Source organism: Aeromonas bivalvium, assembly GCF_000819765.1.
Taxonomy (GTDB): domain Bacteria; phylum Pseudomonadota; class Gammaproteobacteria; order Enterobacterales; family Aeromonadaceae; genus Aeromonas; species Aeromonas bivalvium.
In genome coordinates, this window is record NZ_CDBT01000045.1 from 30,382 (window position 1) to 45,428 (window position 15,047).

General features: G+C 62.3%; 12 protein-coding genes. 9 read left to right on the plus strand and 3 right to left on the minus strand.

Annotated features, from left to right (window positions below; all coding sequences use genetic code 11):
- Nucleotides 1-74 precede the first annotated feature (74 nt).
- The 5 genes from BN1119_RS13375 (at nt 75) to BN1119_RS13395 (ending at nt 6,572) form a co-directional block, all read left to right on the plus strand.
- Complete coding sequence (locus tag BN1119_RS13375) at nt 75-1,499, plus strand: FAD-dependent oxidoreductase (RefSeq protein ID WP_041998762.1); 1,425 nt, start codon at nt 75-77, stop codon at nt 1,497-1,499.
- Between the two features lie 34 nt (nt 1,500-1,533).
- Nucleotides 1,534-2,109: a hypothetical protein gene (locus BN1119_RS13380; protein ID WP_041998765.1), complete on the plus strand. Its 576-nt coding sequence runs from the start codon at nt 1,534-1,536 to the stop codon at nt 2,107-2,109.
- Nucleotides 2,110-2,296: 187 nt separating this feature from the next.
- Nucleotides 2,297-3,559, plus strand: coding sequence for a hypothetical protein (locus tag BN1119_RS13385; protein WP_041998768.1), 1,263 nt, complete (start codon nt 2,297-2,299; stop codon nt 3,557-3,559).
- A gap of 90 nt (nt 3,560-3,649) precedes the next feature.
- Nucleotides 3,650-5,326 carry a hypothetical protein gene (locus tag BN1119_RS13390; protein WP_041998771.1) on the plus strand — a complete coding sequence of 559 codons (1,677 nt, stop codon included), beginning with the start codon at nt 3,650-3,652 and terminating at the stop codon, nt 5,324-5,326.
- A gap of 52 nt (nt 5,327-5,378) precedes the next feature.
- Nucleotides 5,379-6,572, plus strand: coding sequence for a Bcr/CflA family multidrug efflux MFS transporter (locus BN1119_RS13395; protein WP_041998774.1), 1,194 nt, complete (start codon nt 5,379-5,381; stop codon nt 6,570-6,572).
- Nucleotides 6,573-6,637: 65 nt separating this feature from the next.
- Here the strand turns inward: BN1119_RS13395 and BN1119_RS13400 are convergent, their stop codons facing one another.
- From BN1119_RS13400 to BN1119_RS13410, 3 genes are all read right to left on the minus strand, one after another.
- Complete coding sequence (locus BN1119_RS13400) at nt 6,638-7,204, minus strand: pyridoxamine 5'-phosphate oxidase family protein (RefSeq protein ID WP_041998776.1); 567 nt, start codon at nt 7,202-7,204, stop codon at nt 6,638-6,640.
- A gap of 29 nt (nt 7,205-7,233) precedes the next feature.
- On the minus strand, nt 7,234-8,664 hold the full coding sequence (gene nhaD / locus BN1119_RS13405; protein ID WP_041998778.1) for a sodium:proton antiporter NhaD: 1,431 nt from the start codon (nt 8,662-8,664) through the stop codon (nt 7,234-7,236).
- 157 nt (nt 8,665-8,821) lie between these two features.
- Nucleotides 8,822-9,289 carry a DUF4357 domain-containing protein gene (locus BN1119_RS13410; protein WP_041998781.1) on the minus strand — a complete coding sequence of 156 codons (468 nt, stop codon included), beginning with the start codon at nt 9,287-9,289 and terminating at the stop codon, nt 8,822-8,824.
- A gap of 152 nt (nt 9,290-9,441) precedes the next feature.
- Between BN1119_RS13410 and BN1119_RS13415 the strand changes: the two genes are divergently transcribed.
- From BN1119_RS13415 to BN1119_RS20500, 4 genes are all read left to right on the plus strand, one after another.
- The gene (locus BN1119_RS13415) at nt 9,442-10,122 is read left to right on the plus strand and encodes an ABC transporter ATP-binding protein (protein WP_041998784.1); all 681 of its coding nucleotides are present in this window, start codon (nt 9,442-9,444) and stop codon (nt 10,120-10,122) included.
- Nucleotides 10,123-10,143: 21 nt separating this feature from the next.
- Nucleotides 10,144-12,558, plus strand: coding sequence for an ABC transporter permease (locus tag BN1119_RS13420; protein ID WP_041998787.1), 2,415 nt, complete (start codon nt 10,144-10,146; stop codon nt 12,556-12,558).
- A complete protein-coding gene (locus BN1119_RS13425) occupies nt 12,555-13,619 on the plus strand; it encodes a lipocalin-like domain-containing protein (RefSeq protein WP_041998791.1) in 1,065 nt (354 codons plus the stop codon). The genes BN1119_RS13420 and BN1119_RS13425 overlap by 4 nt, the downstream gene beginning before the upstream one ends.
- A 382-nt stretch (nt 13,620-14,001) precedes the next feature.
- On the plus strand, nt 14,002-15,047 hold a 1,046-nt coding region (locus BN1119_RS20500), incomplete at its 3' end, for a hypothetical protein (RefSeq protein ID WP_167335477.1).

Consider the following 15,047-nt stretch of genomic DNA (forward strand, 5'->3'; position numbering starts at 1 on the left):
CCTCGGTTGCAACCCCATTCGGGGGCCGCGCCCTGGCGCGGCGCCCTTATCTATCAAGCAGTGTCGGAACACTCATGAGCGACAACAACAAGAAGAAGATTGCGGTACTGGGTGCCGGCCCCGCCGGTCTGATGGCCGCCTGGCGCCTGTGCCAGGCCGGTTTTGCAGTCACCCTGTTCGAACAGGAGCCGGTCGTCGGCGGCATGTGCGCCACCCAGACCTTCAAGGGGCGCGATGGCGAGTATCGCTTCGACTACGGCGGTCACCGCTTCATCACCAAGAACCCCGAGCTGCTCGCCTTTATCGACGAGCTGATGGGGGACGATCTGCTCCACGCGATGCGAAAGAGCGTGATCCGCTTTGGCGGGCGCACCTATGACTACCCCCTGAACCTGCCCAACTTGCTCAAGACGGCGCCGCTCGCCCTGATGGCCGGCGCGGTGAAAGACTTGCTGCTGTTGCCCTTTGCCAAGAAGCCCACCGATTTTGCCAAGGCGAGTTTTGCCGAGTGGATCCAGAGCCACTTCGGCCGCACCCTCTATCGCCAGTTCTTCGAGGGCTACACGGCCAAGCTGTGGGGCATCAACCCGGACAAACTCTCCGCCGACTGGGCTGGCCAGCGCATCAGTCTCATCGATTTGAAAGACGTGGCGCGCCGCCTGCTACCAAGACGCAACGGCAGCCTGTCGGTGCGCACCTATGCCCGCAAGTACCGCTACCCCAAGTACGGCTTCGGCCAGATCTTCACCACCCTGGGGGAGCGGCTGGTGGCCGAAGGGGTTGAGCTCAAGACCGGCGCCACCATCACCCGCCTCGAGCAGGCTGATGGCCGCATCGATCGGGTCTATTGGTCACAAGATAACGTTGAGCAGAGCGAGCAATTTGATCAGGTGATCTCCACCCTGCCGCTGCCGCTCACCTGCCAGCATCTGGGCTTGCCGTGCGATCTGCACTACCGATCCCTGCGTTTCGTCAATATGCCCCTCAAACAGGAGAACCTGTCGGACAACACCTGGCAGTACCTCTCCGACCCCCATATTCTGGCCACCCGTCTGCAGGAGCCGCGCCGGCGCAGCCCCTTTATGGCGCCCGAAGGCCAGAGCTCGGTGATGCTGGAGATCCCCTGCAACCCGGGGGATGCCACCTGGCAGGCGCCGCTCATCGATCTGCGCGGCCGGGTGACAGAGGATCTCGCGAGCCTCGGCGTGGATACCGCCAAGCTTGGCGATGAAACATTTGAAGCGCGCAGCGAGTACGCCTATCCGCTGATGGATTTGGGCTATCAGGCCCGCCGCAACGACGCCATCCAGGCGCTGATGCCGATAGCCAACCTCATCATGACCGGCCGTCAGGGGACATTCCGCTACATCTTCACCGACACCGCCATGGAGATGGGGATGATGGCCGCCGACATGGTGATCGACGGGGTGGACAGACGCCACGCCATCTATAACCATCGCAACGAAAATACCGTCATCGAGACCCAGAGCGTGGCCTGAGTGCCGCGCCATAAACAAACAAGGAGAGAAGAGGATGACCATACGCCCGGGTTTATTTGCCCTCACCCTGCTGCTGGCCCTCAGCGGACTGACCCTCAGCGAACAAGCGCAGGCTTACTCCTACGCCGCCGCCGGCAAGGAGCCGCTGATCGACGCCCGCGAGGCGCTGCTGGGCGCCGCCACTGACGGCCAAGATGCCAGCGCCACCTTGAGCGAGATTGCCGACGAGCTGACCTATCTGGAACAGCACCACAAGGTCGAACTGCAAGCGCCCCTGGCCGCCGCCATCAAGGCCAAAGACGCGGCAGCCACCGCTGCCCTGCTCAACCGCGCCTACAAGGCGGAGATCGAGCGCCGCCTGGAAGGGGCGGCTCAGAACCTTGGCGACTACCAGAGCGCCAAGGTGCTGGTGGTCAAGAGCAAGCGCTTCCTCGATTTGATCCTTCCATCACTCAATGAAGGGGATCGCAAGGCCGCCGATCAGGCGCTGGCCAGGGGGCTGGACGCCATCGGCAACCCGGGGGTGTTCGGCGTGGGCGCCAAGCCCGCCGATGCCGCGGCCTTTAGCGATGCCGAAAAAGTGCTGATGGCCGTGCTGGCACCGCTTTGATGGCCGCCAGCCCATCATTTCGCCACCTCACCGTGACAAGCGGTGGGTTTCGCTGCGCGCTACCCACCCTACGCACTTTGATTAGCTCCCATCGATGACGACGGCCCCCCTCATCCCCAGCCCTTCTCCCGCAAGGGGAGAAGGGGGGCGTCACCAGGGCCGATTACGCTTCGCCAATCGACCCTGCTTGCTGATCCTGCTGCAAGGGGTGTGGCTTTGCTGGTTGCTGGCCTTCCCGGTGGCCCTCGATTCCGACGATGCCCTCAACTTTGCCCACGGGGTAACGCGCTTCAGCGTGCTGGAGTTCTCCCCCCACTTTCCGGGCTACCCCGCCTTTATCTGGCTGGCGCGGCTTATCAACCTCGCGGTAGACGATCCGGCCCGCGCTGTGCAGTGGGCAAGTCTCTTGGGTAGCAGCTTGCTGGCGCCCCTCGCCGCCTGGCTGGCGGTGAGAACAGGGCAACGGCCAAGCCTGCTGGCGCCGGTCTGGCTGCTGGTATTGGCCCTGCCGCTCACCCCGAGCCTGGCGCTCTCCAGCCTCTCGGACGGGCCAGCGCTCGCCGCCTGGCTCGGGTCGCTGCTGGCCTTGCAGCAGCGCAGAATTGCGCTGGCGGGTCTGCTGCTGGGCCTTATGCTGGCACTGCGCCCCTCCTATTTTGTGCTGGCGCTGCTGCCCCTGTGGCTCGGGCTGGCGCAGCAGGGCACGCGCGTCAGGTTTGTGCTCCCCATCGTGCTGGTGGGGCTTATCAGCCTGCTGTTTGTCTGGCAGGCAGATGGCTGGGCCTATTTTGCCGAGGGGCGGCGCTTTACCGACGGCCACTTCACCCTCTGGGGCAACACGGCTGCGACCCACGGGGATCGACTGCTGAGCTGGGCGCGCACCTTCAATGAGCAGCTCACCCCGCTCTGGCCCTTGCCGATGGGGGCCTTGCTCCTGCTGCCGCTCTGGCCAAGATCAAAAGACCAAGCAGCCGCCCTCTCCCCGCTCTGGTCCCTCTACTGGCTCGCCCTGCTGCTCTGGACCCTGTTTGGCCAGAATCCGGACAATCCCCGCCATCTGGCCCCCATCACCCTGCTCGGTATCGTGCTGCTGGCAGGCAGGCTGCCCCAATGGGGCGAGCGCCCTGCCATGCTGGGAGCCCTGTTGCTGCTCTGCACCACACTCACAGCGCCAGCGCCGCCCGCCATGGTGCAGGCCGCCCGGCTGGCCGAGCAGGCGTGCCCGGCCCTGGTGACCCAGTGGGGAGTGAGGCTGCTTAGGGAAACCACGACCCTGCCGGTGACGGATGGCTGGTATCAGGGGGATGCCGCCCTTGCGCTCACCCAGGGGGCCTGCCGCCTCAGCCGCCGCCCCATAGCGCAGAGCGAGATGCCGCTCCCCCACCAGGGGCACTGGTTTGCCCCCCGCTTTGGCGCCGAACCCGGCCTCTGGCTCGCCATCCCCCGCTGATCCCTGCCCCGACGACCTGACCCAAACGCGTCATGGTGTCACAGGGTTCGGCTACACTCACTGCCGATGAAGGTGGCAGGGAGAGGATGAATGAAGGCAGACAAGGAGTGGGTACTGGTGCCCCTGGTGCTGACGCAGGCCTGCGCCCTGTTGGTGCTGCCGCTCTGGCTGCAGGGGGGCAGCCAGGGGCACGATCTGTTTCACCACCTGCTCTCGGGCCACTATTTCGGCCGCCAGCTGTGGCAGGGGGAGCTCTATCCCCGCTGGCTGATGGCCATGAATGGCGGCTTTGGCAGCCCCACCTTCTTCTTCTATCCCCCGCTCCCCTATTACGTCAGTGCCCTGTTTGCCGGCCCTGAGGCCCCCGCCCGCCACGCCATCTCCCCCCTGCTCGGCAGCGCCACCCTGGCGCTGCTGCTCTCGGGCGCGTTCGCCTATCTGTGGCTGCGCAGGGCAAGCGGGCCCGGGCGAGCCCTGGCTGCCAGCCTGCTCTATCTGGTCCTGCCCTATCACGTCACCATGGATCTCTACGCCCGTTTCGCCCTGGCGGAGTTCTGGGCCTTCGCCTGGGCGCCGCTGATCCTGCTTGGTCAGGATCTCGCCCATCGCGGCCAACGCCAGGGGTTGCCCCTGCTGATCTTGGGGCTGGCGCTGTTGGCCTTCTCCCACCTCCCCAGCCTGCTGCTGGTGATGGGGCTGGTCAGCGTGCGCGCCCTCTGGTTCGCCTGGCTCGCCCGCTCCCTGGCCCCCTGCTGGCTTGCCCTGGGGGCCCAGGGGCTGGGGCTTTGCATGGCGGGCGCCCTGCTGCTGCCCGCCCTGGCGGATCAGGATGCCATCTCCATGGAGCTGATGCGCAGCGGCATGTTCGACTTTCGCCGCAACTTCCTCGACCGTCTGCCCCAGGGGCTGGATGACTGGCGCTTTCGCGGCCACCTGGGCTGGTTCACCCTGCTGACCCTGGCCCTGCTGCTGGTGGCCTGGGGCAGTGCCAGAGGCCGCAGCCAGGCGGAGATCTCCTGCTGGGGCGCCATTGGCCTGGGTGCCTGCCTGATGATGCTGCCCCCAAGCCAGCCCCTCTGGACCCTGCTGCCTCCCCTGCAACTGGTGCAATTCCCCTGGCGGCTCAACCTGATCCTGCTCCTGGCGACCGTGGCCCTGGTGGCCCAGGTGCCCCCCTCCCCCGGGCCCTGGCGCTGGCTCTGGTGGGGCCTGCTCGCCCTGACCCTGGCCTCTTCCCTCGTCTATGTACGCCACGCCCCCCTCACCCAGGCGCCGGATCTGCGCCAGGTCGATGCCTTGTTTGCCGGCAAGCGCAGCGCCCGGGAGTACCGTCCCCAGCAGACCCCAAGGGGCGCCTTCAGCCCGAGCCAGCTCGCCTGGCAGGGGGCGTTTCAGGCCCCCATCACCACGGAGCAACCCGGGGTAAGCTGGACCCTGGTGCGCTGGCAACCCAGGCAACTGGCGCTGGTGGTCACGGCGCCCCAGCCCGCCAAGCTCATCTTGCACCAATATGACTACCCCGGCTGGCAGGCCAGCCTGGACGACGCCCTGCCCCTGACGGTAAGCGCCAACGACCATGGCCTGCTGCAACTCTGGGTGCCTGCCGGCCAGCACAGCCTCACCCTGACCCTGGCGGCGCGCTGGCCGGAGCGCGCAGGCAATACTCTCTCCCTGCTCGGCTGGCTTGCCTGGCTCTGGCTGATCTGGCGCCCCACTCGGCAAAGAGCCCCCGGGCAGGATGCACCTGATCGCGCCCGCCAAACCTGATAGACTCAGCACCTGCCCCTTAACCCGGCCTTGCCCACGACTCGGACACCCTATGCCTCAAACGCCCCTCTCGCCGCGCTTTCTGTTTATCCTGCTCGGCGCCCTCGCCGGTCTCACGCCGCTCGCGGTGGACATGTATCTGCCCGCCATCCCGGCCATAGCACGGGATCTGGCCACCAGCATCGACGGTGCCCAGCTCACCATCAGCGCCTTCCTCGGCGGCTTTGCCCTCGGCCAGCTGTTCTACGGGCCGCTCGCCGACAGCTTTGGCAGAAAGCCGGTGATCCTGGCGGGTCTGGTGATGTTTGCCGTGGCCTCCGTGGGCTGCGCCATGGCCGACTCCCTGCCGGAGCTGCTGGCCTGGCGCATGTTGCAGGCCGCAGGGGGCGCGGCGGGATCCGTGGTGGTCAATGCCCTGCTGCGCGACCTGTTCGAGAAGGATGCGTTTTCCCGGGCCATGTCCTTCGTCATCCTGGTGATGACGCTGGCCCCCCTGGTGGCCCCGGTGGTGGGGGGCTACATCAGCGCCCACAGCGACTGGCGGGTGATCTTCTGGCTGCTGGTGGCCATCAGCCTGCTCATCTGCCTGGTGATGCAGTGGAAGATACAAGAGACCCTCAAGCCCGAACTGCGCCAGCCCCTGCGCCTGGGGCAGATCCTGCGCAACTACTGGGGCGTGCTCTCCCATCGCGGCGCCATGGGTTATGTGCTGTGCGGCTCCCTGTCGAGCTCGGGCATGTTCGCCTTCCTGAGCGCCTCTCCTTATGTCTATATCGAGTATTTCAAGGTGCCGACCGAGCATTACGGCTGGCTGTTTGGCCTCAATATCCTGCTGATGATGGTGGTCACCTTCGTCAACAGCCGTCTGGTGAAGGGGGTGGGCGCCGAGCGCATGTTGCAGTACGGCCTGACAGTACTGCCCCTGGCAGGCCTGCTGCTCATCTACAACGCCTGGAGCCAGACCGGGGGCCTGTGGGGCATCGTCATCCCTGTGGTGCTCTTCGTCGGTCACATCAGCCTGGTGGGGGCCAACGCCATGACGGGGCTGCTCGGCCACTTCCCCCAGGCGGCGGGCACCGCCTCGGCGCTGGCGGGCACCCTTCGCTTTGGCCTCGGCGCCCTGGTAGGGGTGCTGGTCAATCTCAATCCCCCGGAATCGCCGCTGCCCATGGCCCTCGCCATCGCAGGGTGCGGCCTGGGCTCGACCCTCTGCTACTGGCTGCTCACCGGCAAGCGCGCCGCCTGATCCCCGTGCCCATCAAAGAGAAAGCCCTGTCCATGGACAGGGCTTTTTGCATCGAGGCACAGGCCTCAGTCATCGGCCTGCAAGCCGCTTCGAGCCAGGATCTCGCTCTCCAGCCCATCCAGGCTTCGCTGGTTCTTCTTGCGCCAGTAGGCCTCTATCCCCTCCCGCCCCTGGCGGATCGACCAGTTGGCGAGATCCTCCCTGTCCCCCTGATAGTCAAACAGGGGCACCGACATGCCGCAGGAGGCCTGCACCTTGTCTATTTCCAGCAAAAAGAGTTGCCGGGCCGCGACGCTTGGGGGGAACAGTGCCAGTAGGGACGGCCACTCGGGGTCACCCTGGTGCAGCACCCTGGCCCGGCCATAGGCACGCAGGATCAGGGACGCGCCCTCGAAGGCGCAGAACATCACCGTCATGCGCGGGTGTTGCAGCACATGGGCGGCGGATTCGTTGCCGCTGCCGGTCAGGTTGAGCCAGGCCAGGGTATTGGGGCCCAGGATCCGCAGGGAATCCCCGCCCTTGGGGGAGAGGTTGACCGATCCCTCCGCAGCCGCCGTGCCGACAAAATAGATCTTCTGCGCCTCGATGAAGGCCACATGGCGCGGTGAGAGCGCCTCGAACAGTTGTCCCATCTATCCTTCCTTGACGATTGCCATTGTGCTCAGAACAGGGCGCTGTTGAGCCACAAATGCGCCCCTATGCTGACCATATAGCCCAGCAGGATGGCGGGCAACCACTTGAGGTGGCCGAAGAAGGTATACATGCCATGAGCCTGTCCCATCAGGGCCACCCCGGCGGCGGAGCCGATGGAGAGCAGACTGCCCCCCACCCCGGCGGTCAGGGTCACCAGCAGCCACTGGCCCAGGGCCATATCCGGGTTCATCGACAGCACGGCGAACATCACAGGTATGTTGTCGACCACGGCGGAGAGCACGCCGATGGCGACGTTGGCCAGGGTCGGATCGCCGCCGTCATAGAGGAAGTGGGACGCCAGCTCCAGATACCCCATAAAGCCCAGACCGCCGACGCACATCACCACCCCATAGAAGAAGAGCAGTGTGTCCCACTCCGCCTTGGCCACCTTGTTGAACACATCGAACGGCACTATGGAGCCCATGCGCTGCAGGCGCGCATGGTCGCCGTTGCGCTCGTAGAGGGCGCGCTTGCGGGCCAGGGATCGTGGCAAGGTCTTTCGCAGGTAGAAGCCGAAAAATTGCAGGTAACCCAGCCCCATCATCATGCCGAGCACGGGGGGCAGGTGCAGGAAGTTGTGGCAGGCCACCGCGGTTCCTATGGTGAGGATGAAGAGCAGCACTATGGTGCGGGCCCCGCGCTTGAGTTCCACCACCTCATTCAGGGCATTGGGGGCACGGCGCGGCACCATCAGGCTCATCAGGGTGGCGGGCACCAGGAAGTTGAGCAGGGAGGGAACGAAGAGCACCAGGAACTGGCCAAACTGCACCTTGCCCGCCTGCCACACCATCAGGGTGGTGATGTCGCCGAAGGGGCTGAAGGCGCCGCCGGCGTTGGCCGCCACCACTATGTTGATGCAGGCCAGATTGACGAAGCGGCGATCCCCGTTGGCCACCTTGAGCACCACGGCGCACATCAACAGCGCCGTGGTGAGGTTGTCCGCCACCGGGGAGATGAAGAAGGCCAGCAGCCCGGTGAGCCAGAACAGGGTGCGCAGGCCAAAGCCCGATCGCACCAGCCAGGCGCGCAGGGCATCGAACAGCAGCCTGTCCTCCATGGCGTTGATATAGGTCATGGCCACCAGCAGGAACAGCATCAACTCGGCGTATTCCAGCAGGTTGTGGCGAAACGCGTCATGGGCCAGGGTGCTGAGTCCCTGATCCGCATAGACGATGCCAATCAGTATCCATATGATGCCCGCCGCGATCAGCACGGGCTTGGATTTGCGCAGTTGCAGATACTCTTCGGCCATCACCAGGGCATAGGCGAAGACGAAGATGCCAAGGGCAAACCAGCCGACCCCGGCACCGGTCAGGGGGATGCTGCCGCTACTGGCGAAGCTGGTGGAGGAGAAGAAGGTGAGCCCAAGCAGGGCGGCAAGGCGTAAGGTTCCAGACATACATGCTCTTCCTTTGAGAAGCGTCTGGCATCGATGCTAGCAGCTGATACAAAAATAAATTGTATCTATATCAAGCTTTTCGGCATTTCTTGCCAGAAAACAGGTCCGGGCTTGCGCCCGGCACGCCAGCGCGCCCCCGTCGGGGCGAAGAGCCGGGTTATTTCTTGCCAAATCCGGACTGCTTGAGGGTGTGGCCCGCCTTGTTATGCCAGGCGTCGAGGCCACTGCGGTTGTTGCCCGCCACCAGGCTCGCGGCCAGGCTAGGGCTGTTGAACAGCTGATCGGCGCTGAACACGAAGCCCCCTTCGGCGCGAGGGGTCAGCACCCCCTTGGCCAGCAGCTCCTGACGCAGCTCGATCACCGCCTCGCGCAACGAGGCCGCATCCTCGCCGTTGGCGGTGGATCCCGCCAGCACCATGAAGCCGGGATTCTGCCGCTTGCCCACCGGATAACCGTGGGCCTCTGCCCCCTTGCCACCGAAGTGATAGAGCTCCCGCTCCCCCGGCTTGGTGTCGGAGAGGGCCTTTTGCAGGGTCATCAGCTCGTTGTAGATATCGATGGGGACCACGGCAGCCTGCTTGGCGCCCTTGCTGTCGACGATAAAACTGACTTGCTTGTGTAACATCCTTGCTCATCCTGTGACCCATGGAAGGCCCTATTCTAACCACCACTGGCGAGCGGGATCCAGCCAGGATCCCCATCCCTTTTGCAGGCGCGATCACTAACTGGCATAGTGACGGACATTGTGAAAGCCATTGACCATCAAACGGTTATTCCATGCTAAGCCTGCGCAACCTCAGTAAACGCTTCGCCAACGGCGGCGAGACGCTCCCCCTGTTTGAGGGGCTGGATCTCACCCTCACCCCGGGGGAAACCTGCCTGCTGCTGGGGCAAAGCGGCTGTGGCAAGTCCACCCTGCTCAACCTCATCGCAGGTCTCATCGCCCCGGACGAGGGGGAGATCTGGCTGGGAGAGACCCGCCTTGACACCCTGCCGGCAGACGAGCGGGCCCGGCTGCGGGGCCGGCATTTTGGCATCGTCTATCAGGACTTCAACCTGTTGCCGACCCTGACGGTGGCCGAGAACCTCGCCCTGCCCCTTCAGATAAACCGACTGCCCCAGGACGATGGGCGCCTCGATGCCCTGCTCGCGCGCCTTGGCATGAGCCACAAGCGCCACGCCTGGCCGGAGCAGCTCTCCGGCGGCCAGCGCCAGCGGGTGGCCCTGGCCCGCGCCCTCATGCACAGACCCAGGTGGCTGCTGGCTGACGAGCCCACCGGGAGTCTGGACGAGCACAACGCCGAGCAGGTGATGGCCCTGATGATGGCGGCGGTGCGCGATACCGGCGCCGGCCTCTTGCTGGTGAGCCACAACCCGGGCTATGGCGACCTGGCGGATCGGGTGCTGCGCCTGGAAGGGGGGCAGCTGGTCGAGCGCAAGGGGCGCCGCCATGGCTGACCTCTGCCACGAAGGCCATTGATGCTGCCGCTCAAGGCGCTGCTGCGCCTCTATCGCACCCACCCCTGGCTGCTCTTGATGAGCCTGGCCGGGCTCACCCTCGGGGTCACCCTGGTGGTGGCCATCGAGCTTCTCAACCACAGCGCCCGCACCAACTTCGTCGCCGCCCGCAGCCAGCTCGCCGGGGAGGCCAACTACCGGCTGGCCCCCCAGGGCGGCCTGGATGAGCAGATCTATGTGAGGCTGGCTCGAAGCCAGCCGGATCTCAACGCCATGCCAGAGCTGCACGCCTGGCTCAAGGACGAGCAGGGGCGCAGCTTCCAGCTGCTGGGGATGGATCTCTTCAACCCAGGCCCCCTTCGCCGGCTGTTTGGTGCCACCGCCGATAACGGGCCTGATTTTTCCCTCACCCGCGAAGACAGCGTCTGGCTGGCCGCCCCCGAGGCCAGGCGCCTTGACTGGCAACCGGGCCAGTCGCGGACCTTTGTGCTGGGGGATGAAGCCAAGCGCCCCCTCACCCTCACCCTCGCAGGCACCTTCGAGCCCGGCGCCGTCCCCATGGAGCGGCTGCTGGTGACCGACATAGGCCTAGCTCAATCCCTGCTTGGCAAGGCAGGCAGACTGGATCGCATCGTCTTCAAGGCAAGCGAGACACAGGCGCAGGCGCTGCAGGCAGCCCTGCAATCCTATGCCCCCCATCAGCCCCTCTGGCTTGAGCCCATCAGCCCGGCCCTCGATGCCAGCCAGCTCGGGGATGCCCTGGCGCTGAACCTCACCGCCCTCTCCCTGCTCGCCATGGCGGTGGGATTGTTTTTGGTGTTCAACGCCCAGCGCTTCGTGCAGAGCGTGCGCCGCCCCCTGCTCGCCCAGCTCATCATCCTCGGCATGGCGCCGCGCCGGGTGCTTGGCTGGCTCATGCTGGAGCTCGCTCTCCTCGCCACCCTCGGTACCTTGCTCGGGCTGCTGCTGGGGAGCCTGCTGGCGCTGGCCCTGATGGGACAGCTCACCCAGGCGCTGGCCGACCTTTATGGCCCCAACCCCATCGACCTGCTGCGCCTCTCCCCCGCGAGCCTTGGCAAGGCGCTGGTGCTTGGCCTTCTGGGCACGCTTGCCGCCAACCTGCCCGGCTGGTGGCAACTGCTGCGCCAATCCCCCCTTGCGCTGCGAGAGGGCAACAGTCGCCCGCCGGCTCACCCCTGGCAACGCCGGGGGCTTGCCATCGCCATTCTGCTGCTGTGCGCCCTGTGTCTGTGGCAGCCCTCCACCGGCCTTGGCGGCGCCCTCTTCGTGGCCGGGGGCTGGCTGCTCGCCATGGCCCTCCTGCTGCCCGATGCCCTTCGCTCCTTGCTGGGGCGACTGCGTGCACGCGGCCCCCTCACCGCCCGGCTCGGGGTGGCAGAAACCCTCTATCACCTGGATCGCACCGCCATCGCGGTGATGGCGCTGCAACTGGCCATCGCTGCGGCCATCGGCATCGGGGTCATGGTGTCGAGCTTTCGCTCAAGCGTGGAGATCTGGCTCGGCCAGCGCCTGGCCGCCGATCTCTACGTCACCGCCCCCAAGGGGGTGGCTGGCAGCAGGGGCGCCCTGGGCGAGCAGACCCTGACCGCCGTCCTGGCTGCGCCGGAGGTGAGCGCCGCCTCCCGCCGCGCCGTGCTCCCCGCCCGCTGGCAGGGGCAGCCCATCGAGTGGGCGCAGATGGACTTTATCCCCGAGCTCAAAGCCGCCTATCCCCTGCTGGCCGGGCGCTGGCCCGCCGCTCCCGACGAGGTGCTGGCGAGCGAGCCGCTCACTGTGCGCCTCGGGGTCAGGGTGGGCCAAACCCTCGAGGTAACCAGCGAAGGGGGGCCGAGGGCTTTCACTGTCACCGGCGTCTATCAGGATTACGGCAGCGACAAGGGGCAGATACTGCACGCCTTCGAAGAGGGCAAGGTGCAATCCCTCGCCCTCTTCAGCCCGGATCCCGAGCGCCTTGGCGACAGGCTCAGGAGCCAGTTTGGGGAGCAGGTGAACCTGTTGCCCGCCCCCGCCATCCACGCCGCGGCGCTCAAGGTGTTCGACCAGACCTTCGTGGTGACCGAGCTATTGAAGTTGCTGATCCTGGGGATCGCCTTCGTCGGCATCGGCTCGGCCTTTATGGTGCTGGGGCTGGCCCGGCGCGGCGAGTTGCAGACCCTGCAAAGCCTTGGCCTGAGCCCGCGCCACTGCCGCCGGCTGCTGGTGTGGCAAGGGGCGGGATTGGGGCTGCTCACGGCGCTGCTGGCCCTGCCGGTGGGCTATGGCCTTGCCTGGGTGCTGATCGAGGTGGTCAACCCCCGCGCCTTTGGTTGGCGGCTGGCCTTCGAGGCCGCCCCCCTGCACGCCGTCACGGCGCTCCTGCTCGCCCCCGTCTGTGGCGCGCTCGCCTCCTGGTACGCCGCAAGGAGAGTGGTATGAAAACCATCATCTGGTCGCTGGCACTCATCTACACCCTGTATGGCGCCGGGATCGGTGCCAACGATCTGGGCGCCATCCTTGGCGGCGACAGCGAGCACTTCAAGAAGGCCCTGCCGGGCCAGTCCATCAACCTGCCAGCGGATCACGGCGCCCATCCCGACTACCGCTCCGAGTGGTGGTATCTCACCGGCAACCTGAAAGACGAGCAGGGGCGCGATTACGGCATGCAGTGGACCCTGTTCAGGCAAGGTATCGAGCAAAACGTCAAATCGGAGAACCCCTGGCTCACCCCCCAACTCTGGCTGGCCCAGTTCGCCATCACGGATGTGAGCAAAGGCAGCCACCAGCAGGACGAGCGCACCAGCCGCCAGGGGCCGGGGCTGGCCGGTGCCAGCGGCGGTCAGTATTGGCTGAAAGAGTGGGTGCTGGCCTCTCAAGGAGAAGCGCTTTTCCCCGCCACCCTCCAGGTGCAGAGCAAGGCCGGGGATCTTGATGTGAAGGTGAGCGCCGCCAAGCCCGCGGTGCTGCAAGGCAAAGCGGGTTACAGCGAGAAGAGCCCCGGCAACGCCTCCTTCTACTACTCCTACCCGCGCCTGACCATCAGCGGCACTTTGACCCTGGATGGCGAAACCCGCACCGTCAGCGGTGAGGGGTGGTTTGATCACGAGTGGAGCAGCTCGGTATTGGCCGAGTGGCAATCAGGCTGGGACTGGTTTTCGCTGCAATTTGAAGATGGCCGCGAGCTGATGCTGTTTCGCCTGCGCACCAAGGCGGGCCGCACTGAGCCTGAGAACCGCTACGGCATCCTGATAGAGCGGGACGGCAGCAGCCGGGTGCTGAACCCTGAGCAGATCCGCCTCACCCCGGGCAAGACCTGGCGCGGCCCCAAGGGACAGCCCTACCCCATCGAGTGGCAGCTTAAGGCCGCTGATTTGAATCTTGTTATTAAGGCGCGTCAACCCAATCAGGCCATGACGGGACGCTTTGACTACTGGGAGGGGGCGGTGTCCGTCTCGGGGGATGCCAAGGGCGTCGGCTATCTGGAGATGACCGGTTATTAAGATGAGTTATGACATTATTTAACAAATGTGTTCCCTAGCTAGTTGCCCAAAAAATATCAAGCACATATATATAAAATAGCACTTCATATTCATAAAACATGATAGCGTCTTATGAAAGCATATCCTACAAACGTCATTTACTCATCAAGAAAATATATTAAATCATTTATAGATTCACTTTAAAAATTAACGCCGCAAGAAAATCTAGCAATCCTCCATCAACAAGGAAATGCGTTCCTAACAAGTTACTGTGGATATAATAACATTGATAGCATACTTTTCCTCTTGACCAAGGCCACAACAATAGTAATATATGGGTTCATGTAATAAGGATAAATTCTTTGGCGAGGTAAATATATGATAAAAACTAATGGTGTTATAAATGAAAATAACTAAAGCCAACCTTATTTTTTCAATGATTATTTTCGCATTTTATTTATTATTGGCTTATGTATCATCTAAGCCAGTTGACTTTCAGAACATAATATTAGGGTTACTTGGCTCCGCTATTCTCCCTCTCATGCTAAACAATAATATTACGGATGTACTATTCTATTTCACTAAAAGATATAAATTGAGAAGGCGCATTAAAAATGAATTAAATAATTCTGGCAACATAAACAATAATGAGCTAGAAAAAAATCTAAAAAAAATTTTTAATGGCTTTTTTAACAAGAAGGGATTGGATAAAAAGTTTATTGAAACCGCTACAAGTTATGAGTGTGCTGCACTAATGTTTGCCCTACAAAATGAAAAAGATCCATTCAATATTTCCACTCAATTATCAGTGAGCGATTTTAAAAAAATCGCTCATGATGCATCAAAGAACCAAGTCTATAGATATTTATTACTCTCGGATTCGTTGAAAATGATAGGTTATGATGATATAGAGAAAATTGAGCCTATTTATGACAATGAATATGCAATAGGAAGTGAACTTAAAATAAATTCAGATAGTGAGTTTTACAAAAGATTATTGTCTACTGAACAAGATGAAGTGATCATATTCAGCACTACATCACAAATATCATCCGACATAATAAAAATCATAAATAATCACCATAGGAATGTTTCTAAAATATCATTTTACATCTGCAGCCCTTTAATAAAGAAAGATTCAGCTATAGAGAACATGTTCTCTGAATATAATAACCCTATCTTTGCAACCCCCCAGATGCAGTTTATTGAAAATCCTGATGGTTCGATTAACATTAATATTGATGCTGTCAGACGTGTACTTAAAATAACCAGCTCAATTAAAAATATTATTTATATCTCTAAAGAAAAAGAAATTGAAGTTGAAGTTAATCTATTCAAAAAGCAATATCCTGGTTTGAAATTAAAAATATTAAAAAAGAAAAAGTATATACAGATACAACCTGGCAACTTATCTTACGCAAATAACCTCTATAGATTTGGAGTGGAGAC

What these genes read in the sequence shown, in the direction of transcription:
- BN1119_RS13375 (WP_041998762.1), top strand. Translation starts at nt 75, where the DNA reads ATGAGCGACAACAACAAGAAGAAGATTGCGGTACTGGGTGCCGGCCCC.
- BN1119_RS13380 (WP_041998765.1), top strand. Translation starts at nt 1,534, where the DNA reads ATGACCATACGCCCGGGTTTATTTGCCCTCACCCTGCTGCTGGCCCTC.
- BN1119_RS13390 (WP_041998771.1), top strand. Translation starts at nt 3,650, where the DNA reads ATGAAGGCAGACAAGGAGTGGGTACTGGTGCCCCTGGTGCTGACGCAG.
- BN1119_RS13395 (WP_041998774.1), top strand. Translation starts at nt 5,379, where the DNA reads ATGCCTCAAACGCCCCTCTCGCCGCGCTTTCTGTTTATCCTGCTCGGC.
- BN1119_RS13400 (WP_041998776.1), bottom strand. Translation starts at nt 7,204, where the DNA reads ATGGGACAACTGTTCGAGGCGCTCTCACCGCGCCATGTGGCCTTCATC.
- nhaD (WP_041998778.1), bottom strand. Translation starts at nt 8,664, where the DNA reads ATGTCTGGAACCTTACGCCTTGCCGCCCTGCTTGGGCTCACCTTCTTC.
- BN1119_RS13410 (WP_041998781.1), bottom strand. Translation starts at nt 9,289, where the DNA reads ATGTTACACAAGCAAGTCAGTTTTATCGTCGACAGCAAGGGCGCCAAG.
- BN1119_RS13415 (WP_041998784.1), top strand. Translation starts at nt 9,442, where the DNA reads ATGCTAAGCCTGCGCAACCTCAGTAAACGCTTCGCCAACGGCGGCGAG.
- BN1119_RS13420 (WP_041998787.1), top strand. Translation starts at nt 10,144, where the DNA reads ATGCTGCCGCTCAAGGCGCTGCTGCGCCTCTATCGCACCCACCCCTGG.
- BN1119_RS13425 (WP_041998791.1), top strand. Translation starts at nt 12,555, where the DNA reads ATGAAAACCATCATCTGGTCGCTGGCACTCATCTACACCCTGTATGGC.